Origin of the sequence: Pseudomonas migulae (assembly GCF_024169315.1) — a bacterium.
Taxonomy (GTDB): domain Bacteria; phylum Pseudomonadota; class Gammaproteobacteria; order Pseudomonadales; family Pseudomonadaceae; genus Aquipseudomonas; species Aquipseudomonas migulae_B.
Genome location: NZ_JALJWR010000001.1, coordinates 3,854,782 through 3,873,002 on the forward strand (window position 1 = coordinate 3,854,782; position 18,221 = coordinate 3,873,002).

17 protein-coding genes are annotated in these 18,221 nt (G+C 60.3%); 9 read left to right on the top strand and 8 right to left on the bottom strand.

Features of this window, described 5'->3' with window-relative positions; all coding sequences use genetic code 11:
• Both J2Y86_RS17720 and zigA read right to left on the bottom strand, forming a co-directional pair.
• Entirely contained in the window at positions 1 to 651 is a 651-nt protein-coding gene (locus J2Y86_RS17720) for a DUF1826 domain-containing protein (protein WP_253434061.1), read from the bottom strand.
• Positions 651 to 1,859 (bottom strand): zinc metallochaperone GTPase ZigA, encoded by a 1,209-nt coding sequence (gene zigA / locus J2Y86_RS17725; protein ID WP_253434064.1) that lies wholly within the window; start codon positions 1,857 to 1,859, stop codon positions 651 to 653. Before zigA ends, J2Y86_RS17720 begins: the two co-directional genes overlap by 1 nt.
• Positions 1,860 to 2,001: 142 nt before the next feature.
• Between zigA and J2Y86_RS17730 the strand changes: the two genes are divergently transcribed.
• From J2Y86_RS17730 to J2Y86_RS17765, 8 genes are all read left to right on the top strand, one after another.
• Positions 2,002 to 2,379 (top strand): glutamine synthetase, encoded by a 378-nt coding sequence (locus tag J2Y86_RS17730; RefSeq protein ID WP_253434067.1) that lies wholly within the window; start codon positions 2,002 to 2,004, stop codon positions 2,377 to 2,379.
• Positions 2,380 to 2,476: 97 nt separating this feature from the next.
• On the top strand, positions 2,477 to 3,373 hold the full coding sequence (gene folE2, locus J2Y86_RS17735; RefSeq protein ID WP_253434070.1) for a GTP cyclohydrolase FolE2: 897 nt from the start codon (positions 2,477 to 2,479) through the stop codon (positions 3,371 to 3,373).
• Positions 3,370 to 4,038: a metal ABC transporter ATP-binding protein gene (locus J2Y86_RS17740; RefSeq protein WP_253434074.1), complete on the top strand. Its 669-nt coding sequence runs from the start codon at positions 3,370 to 3,372 to the stop codon at positions 4,036 to 4,038. The genes folE2 and J2Y86_RS17740 overlap by 4 nt, the downstream gene beginning before the upstream one ends.
• On the top strand, positions 4,038 to 4,904 hold the full coding sequence (locus tag J2Y86_RS17745; RefSeq protein WP_253434077.1) for a metal ABC transporter permease: 867 nt from the start codon (positions 4,038 to 4,040) through the stop codon (positions 4,902 to 4,904). The genes J2Y86_RS17740 and J2Y86_RS17745 overlap by 1 nt, the downstream gene beginning before the upstream one ends.
• A gap of 11 nt (positions 4,905 to 4,915) precedes the next feature.
• On the top strand, positions 4,916 to 5,791 hold the full coding sequence (locus tag J2Y86_RS17750) for a metal ABC transporter substrate-binding protein (protein ID WP_253434080.1): 876 nt from the start codon (positions 4,916 to 4,918) through the stop codon (positions 5,789 to 5,791).
• Complete coding sequence (locus J2Y86_RS17755; RefSeq protein ID WP_253434084.1) at positions 5,788 to 6,348, top strand: DapH/DapD/GlmU-related protein; 561 nt, start codon at positions 5,788 to 5,790, stop codon at positions 6,346 to 6,348. Before J2Y86_RS17750 ends, J2Y86_RS17755 begins: the two co-directional genes overlap by 4 nt.
• 2 nt (positions 6,349 to 6,350) lie before the next feature.
• On the top strand, positions 6,351 to 7,688 hold the full coding sequence (locus J2Y86_RS17760) for a dihydroorotase (RefSeq protein ID WP_253434087.1): 1,338 nt from the start codon (positions 6,351 to 6,353) through the stop codon (positions 7,686 to 7,688).
• A gap of 17 nt (positions 7,689 to 7,705) precedes the next feature.
• Positions 7,706 to 8,602 (top strand): His/Gly/Thr/Pro-type tRNA ligase C-terminal domain-containing protein, encoded by an 897-nt coding sequence (locus J2Y86_RS17765; protein ID WP_253434090.1) that lies wholly within the window; start codon positions 7,706 to 7,708, stop codon positions 8,600 to 8,602.
• 78 nt (positions 8,603 to 8,680) lie between these two features.
• Here the strand turns inward: J2Y86_RS17765 and J2Y86_RS17770 are convergent, their stop codons facing one another.
• Positions 8,681 to 9,202 carry a DUF3617 domain-containing protein gene (locus J2Y86_RS17770; RefSeq protein ID WP_253434093.1) on the bottom strand — a complete coding sequence of 174 codons (522 nt, stop codon included), beginning with the start codon at positions 9,200 to 9,202 and terminating at the stop codon, positions 8,681 to 8,683.
• Positions 9,203 to 9,334: 132 nt separating this feature from the next.
• On the opposite strand from J2Y86_RS17770, the gene cls reads away from it, so the two are divergent.
• Complete coding sequence (cls, locus tag J2Y86_RS17775; RefSeq protein WP_253434097.1) at positions 9,335 to 10,774, top strand: cardiolipin synthase; 1,440 nt, start codon at positions 9,335 to 9,337, stop codon at positions 10,772 to 10,774.
• Here cls and cfaB read toward each other — a convergent pair.
• From cfaB to hflK (J2Y86_RS17800), 5 genes are all read right to left on the bottom strand, one after another.
• Positions 10,771 to 11,955, bottom strand: coding sequence for a C17 cyclopropane fatty acid synthase CfaB (gene cfaB / locus J2Y86_RS17780; protein WP_253434100.1), 1,185 nt, complete (start codon positions 11,953 to 11,955; stop codon positions 10,771 to 10,773). The genes cls and cfaB overlap by 4 nt on opposite strands.
• Positions 11,956 to 12,147: 192 nt before the next feature.
• Positions 12,148 to 14,058, bottom strand: a complete 1,911-nt coding sequence (locus J2Y86_RS17785; RefSeq protein WP_253434103.1) for a cation-translocating P-type ATPase — start codon at positions 14,056 to 14,058, stop codon at positions 12,148 to 12,150.
• The gene (hflK, locus tag J2Y86_RS17790) at positions 14,055 to 15,113 is read right to left on the bottom strand and encodes a protease modulator HflK (RefSeq protein WP_253434106.1); all 1,059 of its coding nucleotides are present in this window, start codon (positions 15,111 to 15,113) and stop codon (positions 14,055 to 14,057) included. The genes J2Y86_RS17785 and hflK (J2Y86_RS17790) overlap by 4 nt, the downstream gene beginning before the upstream one ends.
• Positions 15,110 to 16,150 carry a protease modulator HflC gene (gene hflC, locus J2Y86_RS17795; protein WP_253434109.1) on the bottom strand — a complete coding sequence of 347 codons (1,041 nt, stop codon included), beginning with the start codon at positions 16,148 to 16,150 and terminating at the stop codon, positions 15,110 to 15,112. The genes hflK (J2Y86_RS17790) and hflC overlap by 4 nt, the downstream gene beginning before the upstream one ends.
• Positions 16,147 to 18,105, bottom strand: a complete 1,959-nt coding sequence (gene hflK / locus J2Y86_RS17800; RefSeq protein ID WP_253434112.1) for a protease modulator HflK — start codon at positions 18,103 to 18,105, stop codon at positions 16,147 to 16,149. The genes hflC and hflK (J2Y86_RS17800) overlap by 4 nt, the downstream gene beginning before the upstream one ends.
• Positions 18,106 to 18,221 lie beyond the last annotated feature (116 nt).

The window sequence follows — 18,221 nt, forward strand, 5'->3', positions numbered from 1 at the left end:
CTAACCCAGCCAATCGAGGGTCAGGATCAAACGGCGCTCGCCCGGCCCGAGCGGCGGCGAGCGGTGAATCAGGCCAAAACCTTCGTTGCCGTGCCATTTCTCGCCCTTGAGCAAGGCGACGGCGCCGCTGTCGATTTGCTGGATCAGCGAACTCTCCGTGGGTTCCGCCTCGGGTTGGCTCAACTGGCGGCGATCCATCCCCCCTTCTTTGAGCCACTGACTGCCAACACCGGCATACGTAGTAATCAAGCGCACCGGTACATGATCGACGTGAAAGCGCGGGCACATGGCTTTATCCAGAACCCGCAAACGCAAGCCAATGCGCTTGGCACCCAGCAGGCAGGCGAAGGCGCTGACCAGCCAGGAAACATCGGCGATGAAACCTTCATAGCCCTCTAGATCGCTGAAACCCGAGGCCAGTCCGCGGAGGTTGGGTTCGGTGTCTTCGTTAGCGATTTCCAGCGATATCGACTCAGCCAAAGGCTCGTTCAAGGACAGCAGCAGGCGGCCAAAATCAACAATGTGGGCCGGGAGTTGGCGCTGCCAGATGGCGAGGTTCACGCCGTCATCGAGAATCCGGGTAAGCGCTTGCGGCGTCTCGTCCTGAACCTGGGAAATGACTGGCCGAAGCTTCAAAGTCGGTGCCAACATCACGCCGCTTCCTCTTCATGCCAGGGGCCGAACGGGTCAGGCAGCAATCGCCAACCCTCGACGCCAGATGCCATTTCATCATCAGTCAGCAGGCAATCGTCCAGCGCTGCGGTGAGTTGGGTGAAGTCGATGTTCTGCCCGATGAACACCAGTTCCTGGCGGCAATCACCGGTGGTGGCGGTCCAGTTTTGCATGATCGCGGCGGTGCTTTCTTCGTCCTGCGGCCATTGGGTTTTCGGCACGAAACGCCACCAGCGACCGGCAAAACCATGGCGCATCAAACCACCCGCCTGAGACCAACTGCCCGCATCCATCGGCTTGCTCGCCAGCCAGAAAAACCCTTTGGAGCGCAGCAGTTTGCCGTTCACCCAAGGCCGGTCGATGAAGCTGAAAAAGCGCTGCGGGTGGAAGGGTCTGCGTGCTCGATAGGCCGTGGAAGCGATGCCGTACTCCTCGGTTTCCGGTACGTGTTCGCCGCGCAGTTCCTGCAACCAACCTGGTGCCTGCGCCGCTTTTTCGAAGTCGAAACGACCGGTATTGAGGATTTTCTGCAGGGGGATTTCACCCATGACCATCGGGATGATGTCGGCTTGCGAGTTCAATCGTTCAAGGATCGCGATCAGCTCCTGTCGCTCGCGGCTGCTGATCAAGTCGATCTTGCTGATCAGGATCACGTCAGCGAATTCGATCTGCTCGATCAACAAATCAGTGATCGAACGTTCGTCTTCCTCACCGAGGGTTTCGCCACGAGAAGCGAGGCTTTCGGCGGCCTGATAGTCGAGCAGGAAATTCATGCCGTCGACCACGGTGACCATGGTATCGAGCCGCGCGATGTCGGCCAGGCTTTGCCCTTCCTCATCCCGGAAGGTAAAGGTTTCCGCCACGGGCAATGGTTCGGAGATGCCGGTGGATTCGATCAGCAAGTAATCGAAGCGACCGTCCCTGGCGAGTTTGCTGACTTCTTCGAGCAGGTCTTCGCGCAGGGTGCAGCAGATGCAGCCGTTGCTCATTTCCACGAGTTTTTCTTCGGCTCGGTTCAGTGTGACGTCACGCTGAACTTCGCTGCCATCGATGTTGATCTCGCTCATATCGTTGACGATCACCGCGACTCGCAGGTTTTCGCGGTTACGCAACACATAGTTGAGCAGCGTGCTTTTGCCGGCGCCGAGAAAGCCCGACAGGACGGTCACGGGGAGACGATGTGGCATCAGGAATTCCTCACGGGGATGCCCGGTCACAGTGTCGGGCTTAATTTCATGTTATAGTATAACAATGCAATCAAACCACAATCCTCTTGCCCGTGATGATAAAGAGCACGATGCTGATGCCCATTCGGTCCGTGAAAATCCCATGCGCACTGCCCTGAAATCAGCGCTGATGAGCGTTTCGCTGCTGCTCGCCGTAAACGCCTGGGCGCAGATCCCGAGCTTGGCCACCTGCACGCGAAGCGCCAACCTGTTGGCCTGCATGGACGCCGACGGCAATGCCTACAGCGTCAACACCGTCGGCAACACGATCTATCTGCGGGGCTTCGAACGGGCGGGTAAGCGCTATTGGGCGCAGACCAACAGTCGCTACGGGCAGCTGACGTTTTTCACCGGTATCGCTTCCGACGGTGAAGCCTGGGTCGGCTATAACCGTCGGATTGGCTGGACCACCCTCAATCGCTTTTCCAGCTCAGGAGGCAGCCGTGCCACATTCACCTGCAGCAGGATCACCGGATGCTGATATCTGCGCAGGGTAAAAATCCGTTCATGAAAAAGGCGTAGTCGATTTTAATGTAATAACATAACATGCAGGTCCAACTTCCACGATGGACCTGCTCATGAATGCGCTGACTCTGCCGGATATCGCCGCGCAGGCCTCACGCCAAGCCCTGCCACTTGAATGGGTGGGCATGTGCGGCATTGCTCTTCCAGTTTTGTTCGATGGCCAACGATTGAGTGCGAAGGCCGACGCGGGCGTAAGCCTCGACGATGGAGACGCGCGGGGTATTCATATGTCGCGGCTATACCTGACGCTGGAAATGCTCGAGCAGGAAAACCTGACGCCAGCTCTGTTACGGCGAGTCTTGCAGCGATTTCTTGATACGCACGAAGGTCTGTCCCACAGCGCTTACCTGATCATTCACGCTGACTTACTGCTCAAACGGCCGGCACTCATCAGTCCACTGTCTGGCTGGAAAACCTATCCTGTTAGCATCGAAGCGCGTTTGAAAAACGCGATGTTCCACGTGGAACTAAAAATCGACATTCCTTATTCCTCAACCTGCCCCTGTTCAGCCGCACTGTCACGGCAGTTGATTCAACAGCAATTTGTCGATGACTTCGCCAACAGGTCACTGCAGCACGCTGATGTGTTGGCATGGCTTGGCTCCACAAAAGGCATCGTTGCGACGCCTCATAGTCAGCGCAGCAACGCGCGATTAAAGCTGCGTCTCGATGACTATCTGGATGACCTGCCACTGATTGCGCTGATCAACGATGCCGAAGCAGCCCTCGGCACCGCCGTACAAACCGCCGTAAAGCGCGCCGACGAACAGGCCTTCGCCCTGGCCAATGGGCAGAACCTGATGTTCTGCGAAGACGCCGCTCGACGCTTGAATCTGGCGTTGAAACGCTCTCCCGGCATCAATGCCTTTCACCTGAAAGTCGTCCACGCAGAAAGCCTGCACGCCCACGACGCCGTCGCCGAAAGTCGATGGAACTGGGAGGCCGCATGATTCGCTGCGAGGCTTTGCGCTGGGGAGCACCCGGACAACCGCTCACGCCGCCGGTGGATTTCGAATTACCCAAGGGCAGTCTGACCGCCGTAATTGGTGCCAACGGTTCGGGAAAAAGCAGCCTGCTTAAAGTCATCGCCGGCCTGCAAAAACCGCTGGCCGGTAAAGTGATCCTTGAGGTTCCACGCAAAGGTTCACTCTCGTTTCTTCCTCAGCAACAACACCTCGACCGGCAATTCCCGATCAGTCTGCAAGAGTTGGTGGCCGCCGGTTTCTGGGGCAGCAAACAATCACCCGAAGTCCGAAGCCATCGTCTCAAAGCCGCGCTGGAAAAATGGTGCCTGACCGGTCTGGAACAGCGCCCGTTGATGGCCCTCTCCGGCGGTGAATTGCAGCGCGCCCTGCTCGCTCGTTTAAGCCTCGCTGAAGCGCCCCTGCTGTTACTAGACGAACCTCACGCCGCCCTCGATGAACTCGGTCAGTCACTGCTGTGGAAACACCTCCACGCCTGGCACGCCGAAGGCCGAACCCTGGTGGTCGTGTGTCACGACCTGGCCGCCGTTCGCCAACACATTCCTCAAACGCTGTTGATCAAAAGCAGCGGCTGCGTCCTCGGCCCAAGCACCAATCTGATTCGCCAACAACCGCAAACGCAGGTCGCCTGATGCTCGCTGCCACTCACCTTTGGCAACCCTTCAACGAGTTCGTGTTCATGCGTCGGGCACTGCTCGGTGGATTGGTGTTGGCATGCAGCACGGCACCACTCGGGGTGTTTCTGATCCTGCGGCGCATGAGCCTGATCGGCGACGCGGTCGCTCACGGTATCCTTCCCGGCGCCGCGCTTGGCTTCTGGTTCGCAGGATTGAGTCTGCCTGCGTTGACATTCGGCGGCCTCGGCGCAGGCCTGAGCATGGCCGGGCTCGCCGCGTGGATCACCCGCCGCACCGGCCTGCGAGAAGACGCGAGCCTCGCCGCGATCTACCCCATCTCTCTCGCCAGCGGTGTGCTGATCCTCGGCATCGCCGGCAAGCGCCTGGACTTACTGCACCTGCTTTTTGGCTCGGCGCTAGCGGTCGACGGCCCCACGTTGACCGGCATGCTGTGGGTTTCTGGATTCAGCCTTATCGCCATGGCGCTCATCTACAAGCCGCTGCTCCTGGACACCCTCGACCCCCTCTTTCTGCAAACCGTCAGCCGACTTGGCCCCTTGGCCCACGGCGTGTTTCTGATGCTGGTGGTGCTGAATCTGGTGATCGGTTTCCAAGCCATCGGTGCGCTGATGGTCGTCGGCCTGATGATGTTGCCCGCCGCCGCATCGCGCTTCTGGAGCCGTCGCTTGCCCGTGTTGATGGGCATCGCCGCCGTGCTCGGCTGCCTCTCGGTGTGGCTGGGATTATTGCTGTCGTTCTACTACTCACTGCCCAGCGGCCCGGCCATCGTGCTGGTTGCTGGCGGTCTCTATCTGCTGTCCGTGGTGTTCGGACCGGTGCACGGTTTGCTGCGCCGCCCGCCTTTGCTCACATCCCAATGAGGTGTTGCCCGATGCGCGCTTTACTCGTGCTGTTCAGTTTGATGCTGTCGATGTCGCTGTCCGCGGCAGAAAAACTGCAGGTGGTCACCAGCTTCAGCATCCTCGCCGACATGACCCATCAAGTCGGCGGCGAGCACATCCAGATCACCAACATGGTCGGCCCCGACGCCGATGCCCACACGTACGAGCCGACACCGGACGACGCCAAGGCCTTGCTCAAAGCCAGACTGATCATCAAAAACGGCCTGGGTTTCGAGCCATGGCTGGACCGCCTGGTGACCAGCACCGAGACCAAAGCTACGGTCATCAGCGCGAGTCGCGGCGTCATCCCCCGCTCGCTGGATGAAGACGGCGAGACCGTTCCCGACCCTCACGCCTGGCACAATCTGGCAAACACCGAGCTGTACATCGGCAACATCACCAAGGCGCTGATTGCCGCCGACCCGGCGAACAAAACCGACTACGAACGCAACAGCCAGGCCTACCTGAAACAGATCTACGCGCTGCTCGCTGAAGCCAAAGCCAGGCTCGGTTCGCTGCCGCCGGGCAACCGCAAGATCGTGACGTCCCATGATGCCTTCGGTTATCTCGGTCAGGCCTATGGCATCGACTTCATGGCGCCACAAGGTCTGTCCACCGAGCGCGAGCCGTCGGCCGCCGAAGTCGCTGCGCTGATTACCCAGATTCGCCAGGCCAAGGTCAAGGCGGTGTTCATGGAAAACATCAAGGACGCCCGTCTGCTCAAGCAGATCGCCGATGAAAGCGGCGCGCACGTTGGCGGCACCTTGTACTCGGATGCGCTCGCCGCAAGCGGTCCGGCCAGCACCTTCACCGGTCTGTTCGAACACAACCTCAACACCCTGTACGAGGCGCTGAGCAAACCATGATCCGCAAGAACCCTTCAGGCGATTTGCCGCTGATTGCCGAGTCTGCGTACGTGGATAAAACCGCGATCATCTGCGGGAAAGTGGTGATCGGCGAGAACGTTTTCGTCGGCCCCTACGCCGTGATCCGCGCCGATGAAGTGGATGCTTCCGGCGCGATGGAGCCAATCACCATCGGCGCTAATTCGAACATCCAGGATGGCGTGGTGATTCACTCCAAGTCCGGCGCAGCGGTGACCATCGGCGAGTTCAGTTCGATCGCCCACCGTTCCATCGTTCATGGTCCGTGCACGGTCGGCGACCGGGTGTTCATCGGCTTCAACAGCGTGCTGTTCAACTGCGCAGTCGGTGACGGCTGCGTGGTGCGGCACAACTCGGTGGTCGACGGTCGCGACTTGCCCACGGATTTCTACGTGCCCTCCACCACCCGTATCGGGCCCAACACCGACCTGTCGCAGTTCCCGCCGGTCAGCGTCAGCGCCTCGGAATTTTCCGAGGACGTGGCTCGCACCAACGTCGATCTGGTGCGTGGCTACAAAGCCCTGCAAAACGAGTTCTGACCATGAGCAGCGTCCTGATTCGTAACGCCCGGCTGGTAAATGAAGGTCGTGAATTCGACGGTGATCTGCTGGTCAGCCATGGCCGCATCGTGAAAATCGCCCGCAGCATTGAAGGCGAAAATGCGGCCGTGGAAATCGATGCTGACGGCCAGTGGCTGTTGCCCGGCATGATCGACGATCAGGTGCACTTCCGCGATCCCGGCGCGCCCGACAAGGGCAGTTTCTACACCGAATCCCGAGCTGCGGTGGCCGGCGGCATCACCAGTTTCATGGACATGCCCAACACAAATCCGGCGACATTGAATCTCGCCACGCTCGCCGAAAAGAAGCGTCGAGCGGCAATCAATTCAGTGGCCAACTACGGCTTTCACTTCGGCGTGAGCAACGACAATCTCGACACGGTCGCCGCACTCAATCCCTGCGAAGTGGCCGGCGTAAAAGTGTTCATGGGCGCGTCCACGGGCAACATGCTGGTGGACGATCCAAGGGTTCTCGAGCGGCTATTCGCCGAGGTGCCGACGATTCTGCTGGCCCACTGTGAACACACGCCCAGCATCGACGCCAACGCCGCGAACATGCGAGAACTGTTTGGCGAACACATTGGCGCCGCCGCACACCCGGTCATCCGCAATGCCGAGGCCTGCTTTCGCTCGTCCTCAATGGCGGTGGACCTGGCCAGGCGTCACGGCACGCGACTTCACGTTCTGCACCTGACCACCGCACGGGAACTGGCATTGTTCGAAGACAAACCGCTGTCGCAGAAACACATCAGCGCCGAGGTCTGCCTGCACCACTTGCTCTTCGATGATCGCGATTACGCGGACCTCGGCAACCAGATCAAATGCAACCCGGCGATCAAGACTCAGGCTGACCGTGATGCCCTTCGCAACGCCTTGCTGAGCGATCGACTGGACGTCATCGGCAGTGATCATGCGCCGCACACCTGGGCCGAAAAGCAACGTGCCTACAGTCAGGCGCCGTCCGGTCTGCCGCTGGTGCAACACGCCCTCCCCGCGTTGCTGGAGTTGGTGGCAGACGACGTGTTGCCGATCACTGTACTCGTGGCCAAGACCAGCCACCGTGTCGCTGATCTGTTTGCTCTTCCCGACCGTGGCTATTTGCGCGAAGGTTATTGGGCAGACCTGGTGCTGATCAAACCCGAGCCCGACGGCGTTGCCGTCTCCCAGCAGCCGATCCTGTCTCAATGCGGCTGGACGCCTTTTGCCCGACGCCGCTTTCGCCACAGCGTCAGCACCACGCTGGTGTCCGGACAAATCGCATGGCGCGACAAATGTCTTAATGACAACTGCCAGGGTTTACCTCTACGGTTTATGCGCTAGCACTCGAGAGCACCCACATGATTCACATCAGCCTGAGCGATGGTTCATTGCGAGAATACGACCAGCCGTTGTCGGTGTATGAATTCGCCGCGAGCATCGGTCCCGGGCTGGCCAAGGCGGCTGTCGCGGGGCGGGTTGACGGCGTTCTGGTGGATTGTGAATTCATGATCGAGGCGGACGCCCGGGTCAGCATCGTCACGCCGCAAGAGCCAGACGGGCTGGAGATTCTTCGCCGGTCCTGCGCGCTGGTGTTGGCGATGGCGGTGAAGCAGCTTTATCCAAAAGCACATTTGCAGGCGGGATCGGCGTTGGGTGATGGCTTCTTCCATGAGTTCGAGTTAGAGCGTCATTTGGACCTGGTCGACCTTGCCGCCATCGAAGCCCGCATGAAGACTCTGGCGACTACCAATCATTCGATTCGCCGCCGCAGGCCAACGGCGCCTGCAGGACAGTTGTCGTCTTACCTTTTGGGGGACTTCGAGTGTGTGTCGACGGGTCCGCATGTTCCCGCTACCCGAGTGTTGCAGGCCTTCGCGCTTGATCACATCAGCGGCACTTCACCACAGCGGATCTACGGCACCTGCTGGTCTTGCCAGGAAGAGCTGGATAACTGGCGGGCACCGCCGCACGTGATGATCGTCAGCATGGATGATCGTCAGGCGGAATACGCACAGTCGGTGACTGAAGCATTACGCCGAAGCGGTGTACGCGCTCGCGCCGATCTGCGAAACGAGAAAGTCCGCCACAAGATTCGCGAGCACAGTCAGCAAGTGCCGTATCTGGTGGTGATCGGGGAGAAAGAAAAAGAAGGCGGGTTTGTCAGTGTGCGCAGTCGCACCGGGGAGGATTTTGGCCGGATGGCGGTTGATGCGGTTTGTAATTGGCTGAGGTCAATAGGGATTGCGGGCGTCTGAATGGACGCCTTCGCGGGCAAGCCTCGCTCCTACAGAGACGATGTAATCCTGTAGGAGCGAGGCTTGCCCGCGAAGCTTTTAGGCTCTTGGCTTAACAGTCCCGCAATCCTGCCCCAACCAGACCGCGCGAGTATCAAGGCTACCCTTCTGCTGAATGCCGGTAGCGTTGAATGTGCCGTTCACCTTGGTGGTGAATTCGCGATCACTCAAGAACGTTGCCACACCCGCCCCTTGCGCTTTCGGGCAGCTGAAGCGGAATTTCCACTGGTTGCCGGTGCGCTCGGTGATTTCCTGTTTGCAACCCGATTGCGGATCCGTCAGCGGGATATTGTCGTTCTTCACTTGCTCCGGCGTCAGGCAGGCGCGAATCCCCTTGCCGCCCATCGTGATGCCCTGCTTCTCCAGCTGCGCCCGCTGTTCAGGGGTGATCTGACTCTGAATCTGACCGAGGATCAATTGCAGATCCGGCAGGTTCTGGTCATCGACCTTCATGTTGCTCGAGGTCAATTCCCACAAGCCAGGTTGCAGCATCTGTGCCTGAGCGGCCACAGGAAGAGCCAAACCAAAAGCCACGGCCAAACCCAGCAGACGAACGTTCATCGTGTAACTCCTGATCAGTAGTGGCCGTTAGACGTCGGCCACAGGCTTCGGTTCATGGGCCAATTAAATAGCGACATTCTGCACGGAACATGGTCTGTTAAGCATTGAATCTTCAGGAGCAAGGCTGCCCCCATGGATTATTTTGGACCGCATGTTTTCGGTTATCTGATCGCACTGTTGCACTCGCTAGGGCTGATCGCCGCCATCCATGCCGTATTGACCGTTCGGACCGCCCAGGGCTCGATCGCCTGGGCCCTGTCGTTGCTGTTCATTCCCTACCTCACGCTTATCCCGTACCTGGTCTTCGGCCGCAGTACGTTCGATGGTTATATCAAGGCGCGGCGGCAGGCCAACGAGGAAATGCGCAAGGCCATCTCCGAGCTGAACTGGCGGCCGTGGGTCGAAGAAGCCCTGACCGCACGCGCCTCCAACGCTTACGCCTCATTGAGGGCAATGCCGAAGCTGGGACGCATGCCGTGCCTGGCAAACAATGAGGTCCGCCTGCTGATCAATGGCCCGGCCACTTTCGAGGCGATTTTCGAAGCCATCAGCCACGCCAAAGAAGCCGTGCTGATCCAGTTCTTTATCATCCACGACGACCGTCTCGGCCAGCGCCTGCAAACCCTGCTGTTGAAAAAAGCCGCGGAAGGCGTCGCCGTATTCCTGCTGTACGACCGCATCGGCAGCCACTCCCTGCCCCACAGTTACGTGCAACCGTTGCGCGATGCCGGTGTCGAGGTCAAAGCATTCGCGACGCGTAGCGGCTGGCTCAATCGCTTCCAGGTCAACTTTCGTAACCACCGCAAGATCGTCGTGGTCGACGGTGTGCTCGGCTTCGTCGGCGGCCACAACGTCGGCGACGAATACATGGGCGAGAAACCCCCTCTGGCACCGTGGCGCGATACCCACGTTCGCGTGCGCGGGCCGGTGGTGGCCTGCATGCAGGAGTCTTTCGCCGAAGACTGGTTCTGGGCGGCGCGGTCGTTGCCGCCGTTGATACTGCCGGACGTGTATCCGGAAGACGGTGTGCTCTGCCAATTGCTTGCCAGCGGCCCAGCCGATTCCTACGAAACCTGTTCACTATTCTTTGTCGAAGCCATCCACGCGGCCACGGAACGAGTGTGGATCACCAGCCCCTATTTCATCCCTGACGAAGCGGTGTTCGCGGCGTTACGGCTGGCAGTGCTGCGGGGTGTCGATGTGCGCATTCTGCTGCCGTCGCGGCCCGACCATCGAATCGTCTATGCCGCCTCCAGCCTGTACGCCTTCGAAGCGGTACGCGCCGGCGTGCGGGTGTTCCGCTACGAACCCGGTTTCCTGCATCAGAAAGTGGTGTTGATCGACAGCGAAATCAGCGCCATCGGCAGCGCCAATCTGGACAACCGTTCGTTCCGGCTGAATTTCGAAGTGATGTTGCTGACGGTCGACAGCGTGTTCGCCGGCGAAGTGGAACAGATGCTCAACGCCGATTTCACGCAGGCCCATGAAGTCGCCAAAGAAGAAAGCCGGGAGACCCACCGCCTGCAACAGGTCGGCATGCGGATCGCCCGGCTTATTTCTCCGATACTTTAAGGGTTGTAGATGTCGTCGCGGGTCCAAGGCAGTTCATGGCTGCCATCGGGGTGCGCTTTCACCGCGAGGATCTGGTGCAGGTTGATCCAGCCCTTGGCGAACGCATAAGCACATCCCGCCAGGTACAGCCGCCAGATGCGCAACGCCTGCTCAGGCACGAGCTTGCCGGCGGCTTCCAGGTTGTCCTCCAGACGTTCGCTCCAGTGATCGAGGGTGCGCGCGTAATGCAGGCGCAGGCTCTCGACATCGACGATCTCCAGCCCTGCTTCGCTGATCTCGGCAGAAATCATCGACAGGTGCGGCAGCTCGCCATTGGGGAACACGTACTTCTCGATGAAATCCCCGGCACCGCGCCCCACCGGACGGCCGTCGGTGTGCTTGGCGGTGATCCCGTGGTTCATCACCAGACCGCCCTCTTTCACCGCGCCGAACAAGGTCTTGCAGTACTCGGCCAGATTCGCGTGGCCGACGTGTTCGAACATGCCGACACTCACCACCTTGTCGAAGCGCCCGTCCTGAGGCAGATCGCGGTAATCGAGCAGTTGCAGTTCAACCTGATCGTCCAGGCCTTCAGCGGTCACCCGTTCCCGAGCCAGCGCCAGTTGCTCTTTGCTGAGCGTGATCCCGAACACTTTCGCGCCAAACTCCCGGGCCGCATAACGCGCCAATCCGCCCCAACCGCAACCGACATCCAGCAGATATTCGCCGGGTTGCAGGCGCAACTTACGACACAGATGACGGAATTTGGCTTGCTGGGCCTGTTCCAGCGTTTCACTGCCGGTCTCGAAATAGGCGCAGGAATACGCCATGTCACTGTCGAGCCACAGCTGATAAAACGCGTTGGAAAGGTCGTAGTGATAGGAAATCGCCTTGGCGTCGGTTTCCTTGTCGTGGACGGTGCGCACGGGCTGGCTGTCCAGGTCCCCCAGCAACGCCTGGCTCCATTCATCGCAGACGCGGATCACGTCGCTGATGGAGCCTTCGAGCTCGAGCTTGCCCTCGACAAACGCCGCTCCGAGCGCGTCCAGGCTTGGATGAGTGAACTGGGTAACCATTTGTGGGTCCTTGACCACAATCGTGACACTGGGCGTCGGCCCCAGATTAAACTCGTGGCCGTCCCAGAGTCGCAGGCGTAACGGTAGCTGCAGATTCTGTAAGGCCGGTGGAAGTTGCGCGAGCATGGAATATCCCCCTTGTTTCAGACGTCTGATGTGAGGTTAGACCATCCCTGAAAAATAAGCAGGCTATCGATTTAATAGCCCTGTTCTATAAACCGCAGGGTTCAAACCAACCCGTCGCAAATTCACAGAAGTGATTGCCCTTAACCTAGATGACTGCGAATCAGGCGCACAGTTCTGAAAAGTTGAAACCCCTCAAATATCGTCCTTCAGCTTGAGCAATGGCTCCTGAAAGCGCAGCAACCGCCCCGCGTTACCCAGCACCAGCAACGTACTCAGGTTATGCAGCAACGCCGCGATCATCGCGCCCGCCGCGCCGAGCCAGCCGAATGCTGCGAAGGCCACTATTGCCAGCGTCCAGCCCAGACCGATGATTACGTTGACCTGCAACGTGTTCCGGCACTGACGACTCAAACGTACACAGGTGCCGAGCCGACGCAGATCACTGCCGATCAGCACGATGTCGGCGGACGCCAACGCGATGTCCGCACCGCCCGCGCCCATGGCAACGCCGACTACGCCTGCCTTCAGAGCCAGCGAATCATTGATGCCGTCACCGACCACCATCGGCCGGAAGCCGCTGTCGATCTCCTTGAGCACGCGATTGAGTTTGTCCTCGGGCAACGCCTGGGCTTCGACATCGACGATCCCGACGTCCCCCGCCAAGGTATTCGCGACGCTCTGGCGATCACCGGTGAGCAATAGCTGCCGGCCCAATCCGAGTTCTCGCAACTCGTTCAAGGCAAACCGCGCTTCGGGTTTGACGCTGTCGGCCAGCAACAGCCAGGCGAGGAATTCACCATCAAGCGCCAGACCGGCAATCGGGCCATCGTGTTCAGGAACGGCTGACGTGGGAATACCCAATTGAGCAAACAACTCCGGACGGCCGAGCGCCGCTTCGCCCTGCTCCGTCATCGCTACCACGCCCAGCCCCTGCCTTTCGTGAATGTTCGAGAGCAACAGAAAATGTTCCTGAGTGACCAACCCGGCGAGCGCGCGGCTGACCGGGTGACTGCTGGCGGAACCAAGGCTGGCAGCGAGTTTCAATACGTGACTGCGATCTTCCAGCGGACTGTCGATGGATTGCAGGCGCAAGGTGCCGAAAGTCAGCGTCCCGGTCTTGTCGACCACCAGCGACGTGAGGTCCGCCAGCTCTTCGAGAAACGCCGAACTGCGAATCAGAATCCCGTGGCGAGCGGCAACCGCCACCCCGGCAATCGCCGTGGCCGGTGCCGACAACACCAACGCACACGGACAGGCCGCCACCAACACCGCGAGCATCGCCTGCGCATCGTTGGTGATGAACCAGGTGACGGCGGCCAGCAACAGCACCAACACCATGTAGCTGCCAGCGTAGCGTTCGAGCAGTCGGGTGATCGGCGGTTTGGAGCGCTCGGCGCTTTGCATCAGCGCGATGACTTTTCCGAGGGTGGATTCGCTGCCCGTACGCGTCACTTCGATACGCAGCAGGCCGTCGAGGTTGATCGCCCCACCGAACACAGACATGCCGACACCCGCCTCCACGGGCACCGACTCACCAGTGATCGAAGCCGTGTCGAGACTTGCCTGACCGGAGAGCACGCGGCCATCGGCCGGCACTCGGTCGCCGGCGCGAACTTCCACATGGTCACCGGCCTTGAGTGTGCCGTTGTCGACTTCGACGATGGAGCCGTCTGCCTGAACTTTGCGCGCATGGCTGCGCGTCAGTTTGCCGAGCGCGTGAATCGCTTCCTGTGAACCGATCACGCTGCGCTCTTCCAGCACATGGCCGAAGATCATGATGATCGGCAGCAACGCAGCGGTCAGCAGATCGCCGGTCGCCCAAGCGCCAAGCATGGCCAGGGCGATCAATTGGTCCGTGATCCCGTGCAAGCTTGGATAACGCAAGCTGTACCAGGCCGAACGCATCACCGGCACGGCCACCAGCAATGAGGCAAAACCCAACAGCAATTGACTGACACCGGTTTGCTCCGGCGACCACCAGCGCCAGATCAAACCCAGCGCCAACAAACCCAATGCAAGCATGGCCAGGGTCAACTGGCGGGCGGCGCTGCGTTGTTCGGCCGAGGACAACAGGCTAGGTGCGGCGGCGGTTTGGGCGGTCATTGTGCAGCTCCCTGAATGATCAGGCGGGAATCGTCTTTTGGATTGACCGTGGTCACCGAGCCGGCCTGACCGAGAATTTTCGGCATGCGTTCACGGTAGAGGCGCAGCAGCATTTGCGGGTCGGTGCCCTGCTGTTGTGCCTTGGCCAGACTCAGCACGGTGGCCGTGTCAGCGGAAGCTTTGGCCAGCCGTTCACTCGCTTGAGCGTGAGCGACCTGCAACGTACGGTCGGCTTGTTCATTGGCGGTTTGCGTCAGTTTCTCGGCTTCGGTGCGTGCGTTTGCCACGGCTTTATCGGCTTGCTGACTTGCCGTCAGCACCGCGTTGAAAGCGTTGACCGCCGGCCCCGGCAGACTCGATTGCACATCGACGCGCGCCACTTCGATGCCCAGGCCCTGGCCGGTGGTCGTGAGGTCAGCGAGTCGCTGATTGATGCCTTGCACCAGATCACCGCGCAGGCGCTCACGTCTTTCGGCCGCTTGGCTACCCGCGCCAATCAGTTCCGGTCGCGCCACCAGAATGGTGTCCAGATCACGAGCGGCCGTTAGCGCCACCGCACTGCGAGTCACAAGGCGATCGAGTGCCGGCAGCACATGTTCACCTTGAAGCACGAACGCATAGGGTTCGGTGACTTTATAAAAGACCCGCACATCCAGTTGCACCACGCCGGCGTCTCCGGTCAGCAAATAACCGGATCCCGCGAGCGCATCACTGAGCGGCGTGGCGAAGGTGGCGACTCGGTCGGCCTGTAACGCGACATCGCTGCGCAGCAGATTATCGACCCGACGCTCAATCACCCGATCGGCCGCTGGCAACAGAATCACCTGCTCGAACGGTCGCGGCCACGCCAACAGCAGACCGGCATTCTGAATGCGATCCAGCGCGCCAAAGTGCAACACCACCGCGCGATTCTGCGGATCGATTTGCCGAACATTGGAAAAGGCCCAGGCCAATGCAGCCAGCACGGTCACTGCGTACAGGGCGAGAAAAGCCAATCTCCCGGCCTGAATCCAGGGGCTGCTTAACTCATTTGTTCCACGTGGAACCAAACTCATGGTTGCGATCCGGATTTGTTATCGAGCGTCGGCGGACCGTCAACCAGTACTCGAAACGGCGCAGCGTCAGTGCGCAAAATCAGTTTGGTTCCGGCCGTAACGATGGTGCCCAAGGTGTCGAGAGAGCGCAGCAAGTTATAGAGCTGTGGTGAACCGGCGTAGGCTCGGCCATAAATCTGCGCGGCTTCAACGCGGGACTGGGCTTCAATGTCGGCGGATTTAACCGTGGCATCGGCCTGCACGATTCGCGCATCCCGCTCGGCGGCGGAGCGGATTTGCGCCGCTTCGCGTTTGCCGATCGCTGTGCGTTCGGTGGCGATTGTTTCACGCTCGGCACGCATGCGATCGACGGTGGCGGTCAGGGTTACCGACGGCAAGGTCAAACGTTCGATGCCGACTTGCAGCACACGAACACCATACGTGGTCAGCAACTGCTGATCGATTTGCTGGCGCAGTTGCGCTTCAAAGTCAGCAATGTGCACTTGGTTGGCATCGGTGTTTACCAGATTGGCCAGGTCAAAACTGCTGGCCGTAGTTTCCAGCGCCGAGCCAACGAAGGTGCGAATCTGCCGCGCCGCTTCGTCCGGCTGGTTCTGCACGGCACGCATGAAGCGCTGCACATTGTCCGGATCACCTTGAACCTGCCACGCCACGTACGCCTGCACGATGATGCGCAAACCGTCGCGCGTGCCCACATCCTGCAAACCACTGGACGTCGTGCGCAGACGCAAGTCGACAGGAATCGCCGCTTCAAAAGGGGCGGGCCAACGCCAGCCCAGCCCCGGCTCCAGCAACACCCGCGAAGGATTGCCGAAGCGCGTGATGACCGTGGCCTCGCCGGAACGCACTTGCACCAGGCTCGCCGCCGCAATGGCAAACGCCACCAGCAACGCCGCCCAACCCATGCGCCGCCACGGGAAGGGCCCGGCTTCCTGTGGATCGCCGTGGTGATGATGGTGATGCCCGTGGTGGTGCCCGCCATGGTCGTGATCATGCCCGGCGTGGTCGGCATGATCGTGAGTGTGTGACTGGCTCATTTGGCAGCTCCTGGCTGAGCGGTTTGACGCGCCGGCGCGGGATCAGCCGGCAGCGTGAACGTACGGAGGTCGATGGTCGGCGCGTTGTTGCTGCCGCCCAAGCGGTGATCGAGCACCAGCAAACGGGTGTTGGCCAGTCCCTGGGAAAGCTGGCTGAAATACTGCTCCAGCACGAACGCCTGACCGGCGCTGGCATAGGCTTTTTGCTCGGCGCTGAATTTCAGATCCGCTGCTTGCGCAGCCGCGTTGATTTCACGCGCGTTGGCCGTCGCCTGGTCGCGAGCGATGCTGGCCTGCAATTGCGCCTGATTGGTTGCCTCTGCTGCCGCGCCACGCTCGCGTGAGATCAGCGCCTGCGCACCAATCTGTGCCGCTTGTACGCCGTGATAAGCGTTGGCCGCGCCGGCCGGTGGATGAATGGCCTCGACCACGGTCGCGAGAATTTCAACGCCGCTGCCGAGTGTTTGCAGGTCCGTCTGCACCGCGCGGCCAATTTCTTCGGCGAGCCCTACCCTGTCTTCGCCGAGCAAACCGTCGAGGGTTCGTGAGGCGAAATCGTGAACCAGAATCCGGCTGGCGGTGCTGCGGATCAGCGCCGGTACATCGGCATTGTTGTAGGTCGCGGCGAGCGCCGCTTGATCTGTCAGGCCGATGCGGTAAACGAACCGCACGTCCATGTTGACGATCTGGAAGCTCTGCTTGTCGGCACGACTGCTGGCGATGACCTGGGATTTGTCATTCACATGGCTGGCATCCCACAAGCGATTGGCAACTGTCGGCGCCGGACCTTCAGCGGGCGCTGCCGCAATGGGCGCCGCCGCTTCACCGACGCTCGTGGCCAACTCATGGACCACGCCGTTTTCGACACTCAACACCCGGCCCAGCGGCCACGGCAAACCCGCGTGCAAACCGGGACCGAATACCTCCACCGGTTTGCCGAAGCGCTCATAGATGCCCCGCCCTTGCAGGGGAATTTCGTGAATGCCGGTCAGCGACCAACCGACGATGGCGACCACCGCCAGCACCGGCACAAGCGCGCGACGCATGTAGGTGAACGCCCAGATTTGCCGCAGATCGATGCCGAAGCGGTTATGCAGTTCATGCTGCAACGCCAACAGGGGCTGTGGCGGCCAGCGCAGCATGTCGGCGACGAAGCTTCGCGCGAGCAATGCGGGTTCCAGTTGTTCGCGCCGGGGACTGAACAGTGACAGCACTGCGCGCAGCAGCAGTTCCACCGCGACAAGCCCCGGCAGCAACCCGATCAGCACAGCCAGCCTCACCGGCCAGACTGACACCTCGCTGCCGAACAACAGACACAACGCGCCCAACACAAGACTGATGATTGCCACGCGAGCCAGCTGGGCCAACTGCCCTGCTTCAGGCCACTGGGCCGCGTTTTCCTGGGCAAGCTGCCGCTCCAGCACCAGCAAACCGAACGCCAGCAGCAACGACAATGCAGCGCCGACATTAGCCGAAAAATCCGGGGCGGCAGAGGGTAGCGCCAGGTTCCAGACCTGATTGATGCTGACCAGCACCAACAGCGCCCAGCCACCGAGCCACAGGGTCGGCGCACCGATCTGCACCAACGTCCGTGTCCATCGTTGGCTGATCCGCTCCAGCAACTGTTCATACCAGCCCACCGGAGCTTCAGCGACTTCGATCTCCACCGGCAGCGCTACAGGATTCATCGCCCGTGCGCGCCATTGCGTCACCCACCACGCTGATTGCAGCCCGGCGACCAGCACCAGCAGAGCGGCGCTCTGATTGACCAGCAACGCCGGCCAAAGCGATTGCGGCGCAAACAGCCCGACAAAAAACGCCAGCAACAGCCCAGTCGACGCGAGCGCGCCGAGGCCGATTGCCAACTGCCGCAAGCGTCGCCCTTGAAAGATTGCCTGTTGAAAACGCGGCAGCCCGGCTACCGCTGCTCCCTCAACTTCGAGATCGACTTGCATACCACCCCAGTGTTGTTCTTTGCTCAGGTCGCAATTCGTTACGATATAACGAAAGTCGTGAAATTTTTGTATTAAATCGCTTTATCTAAAGGCGCTCCACCTGTCGCTTGGCTGAA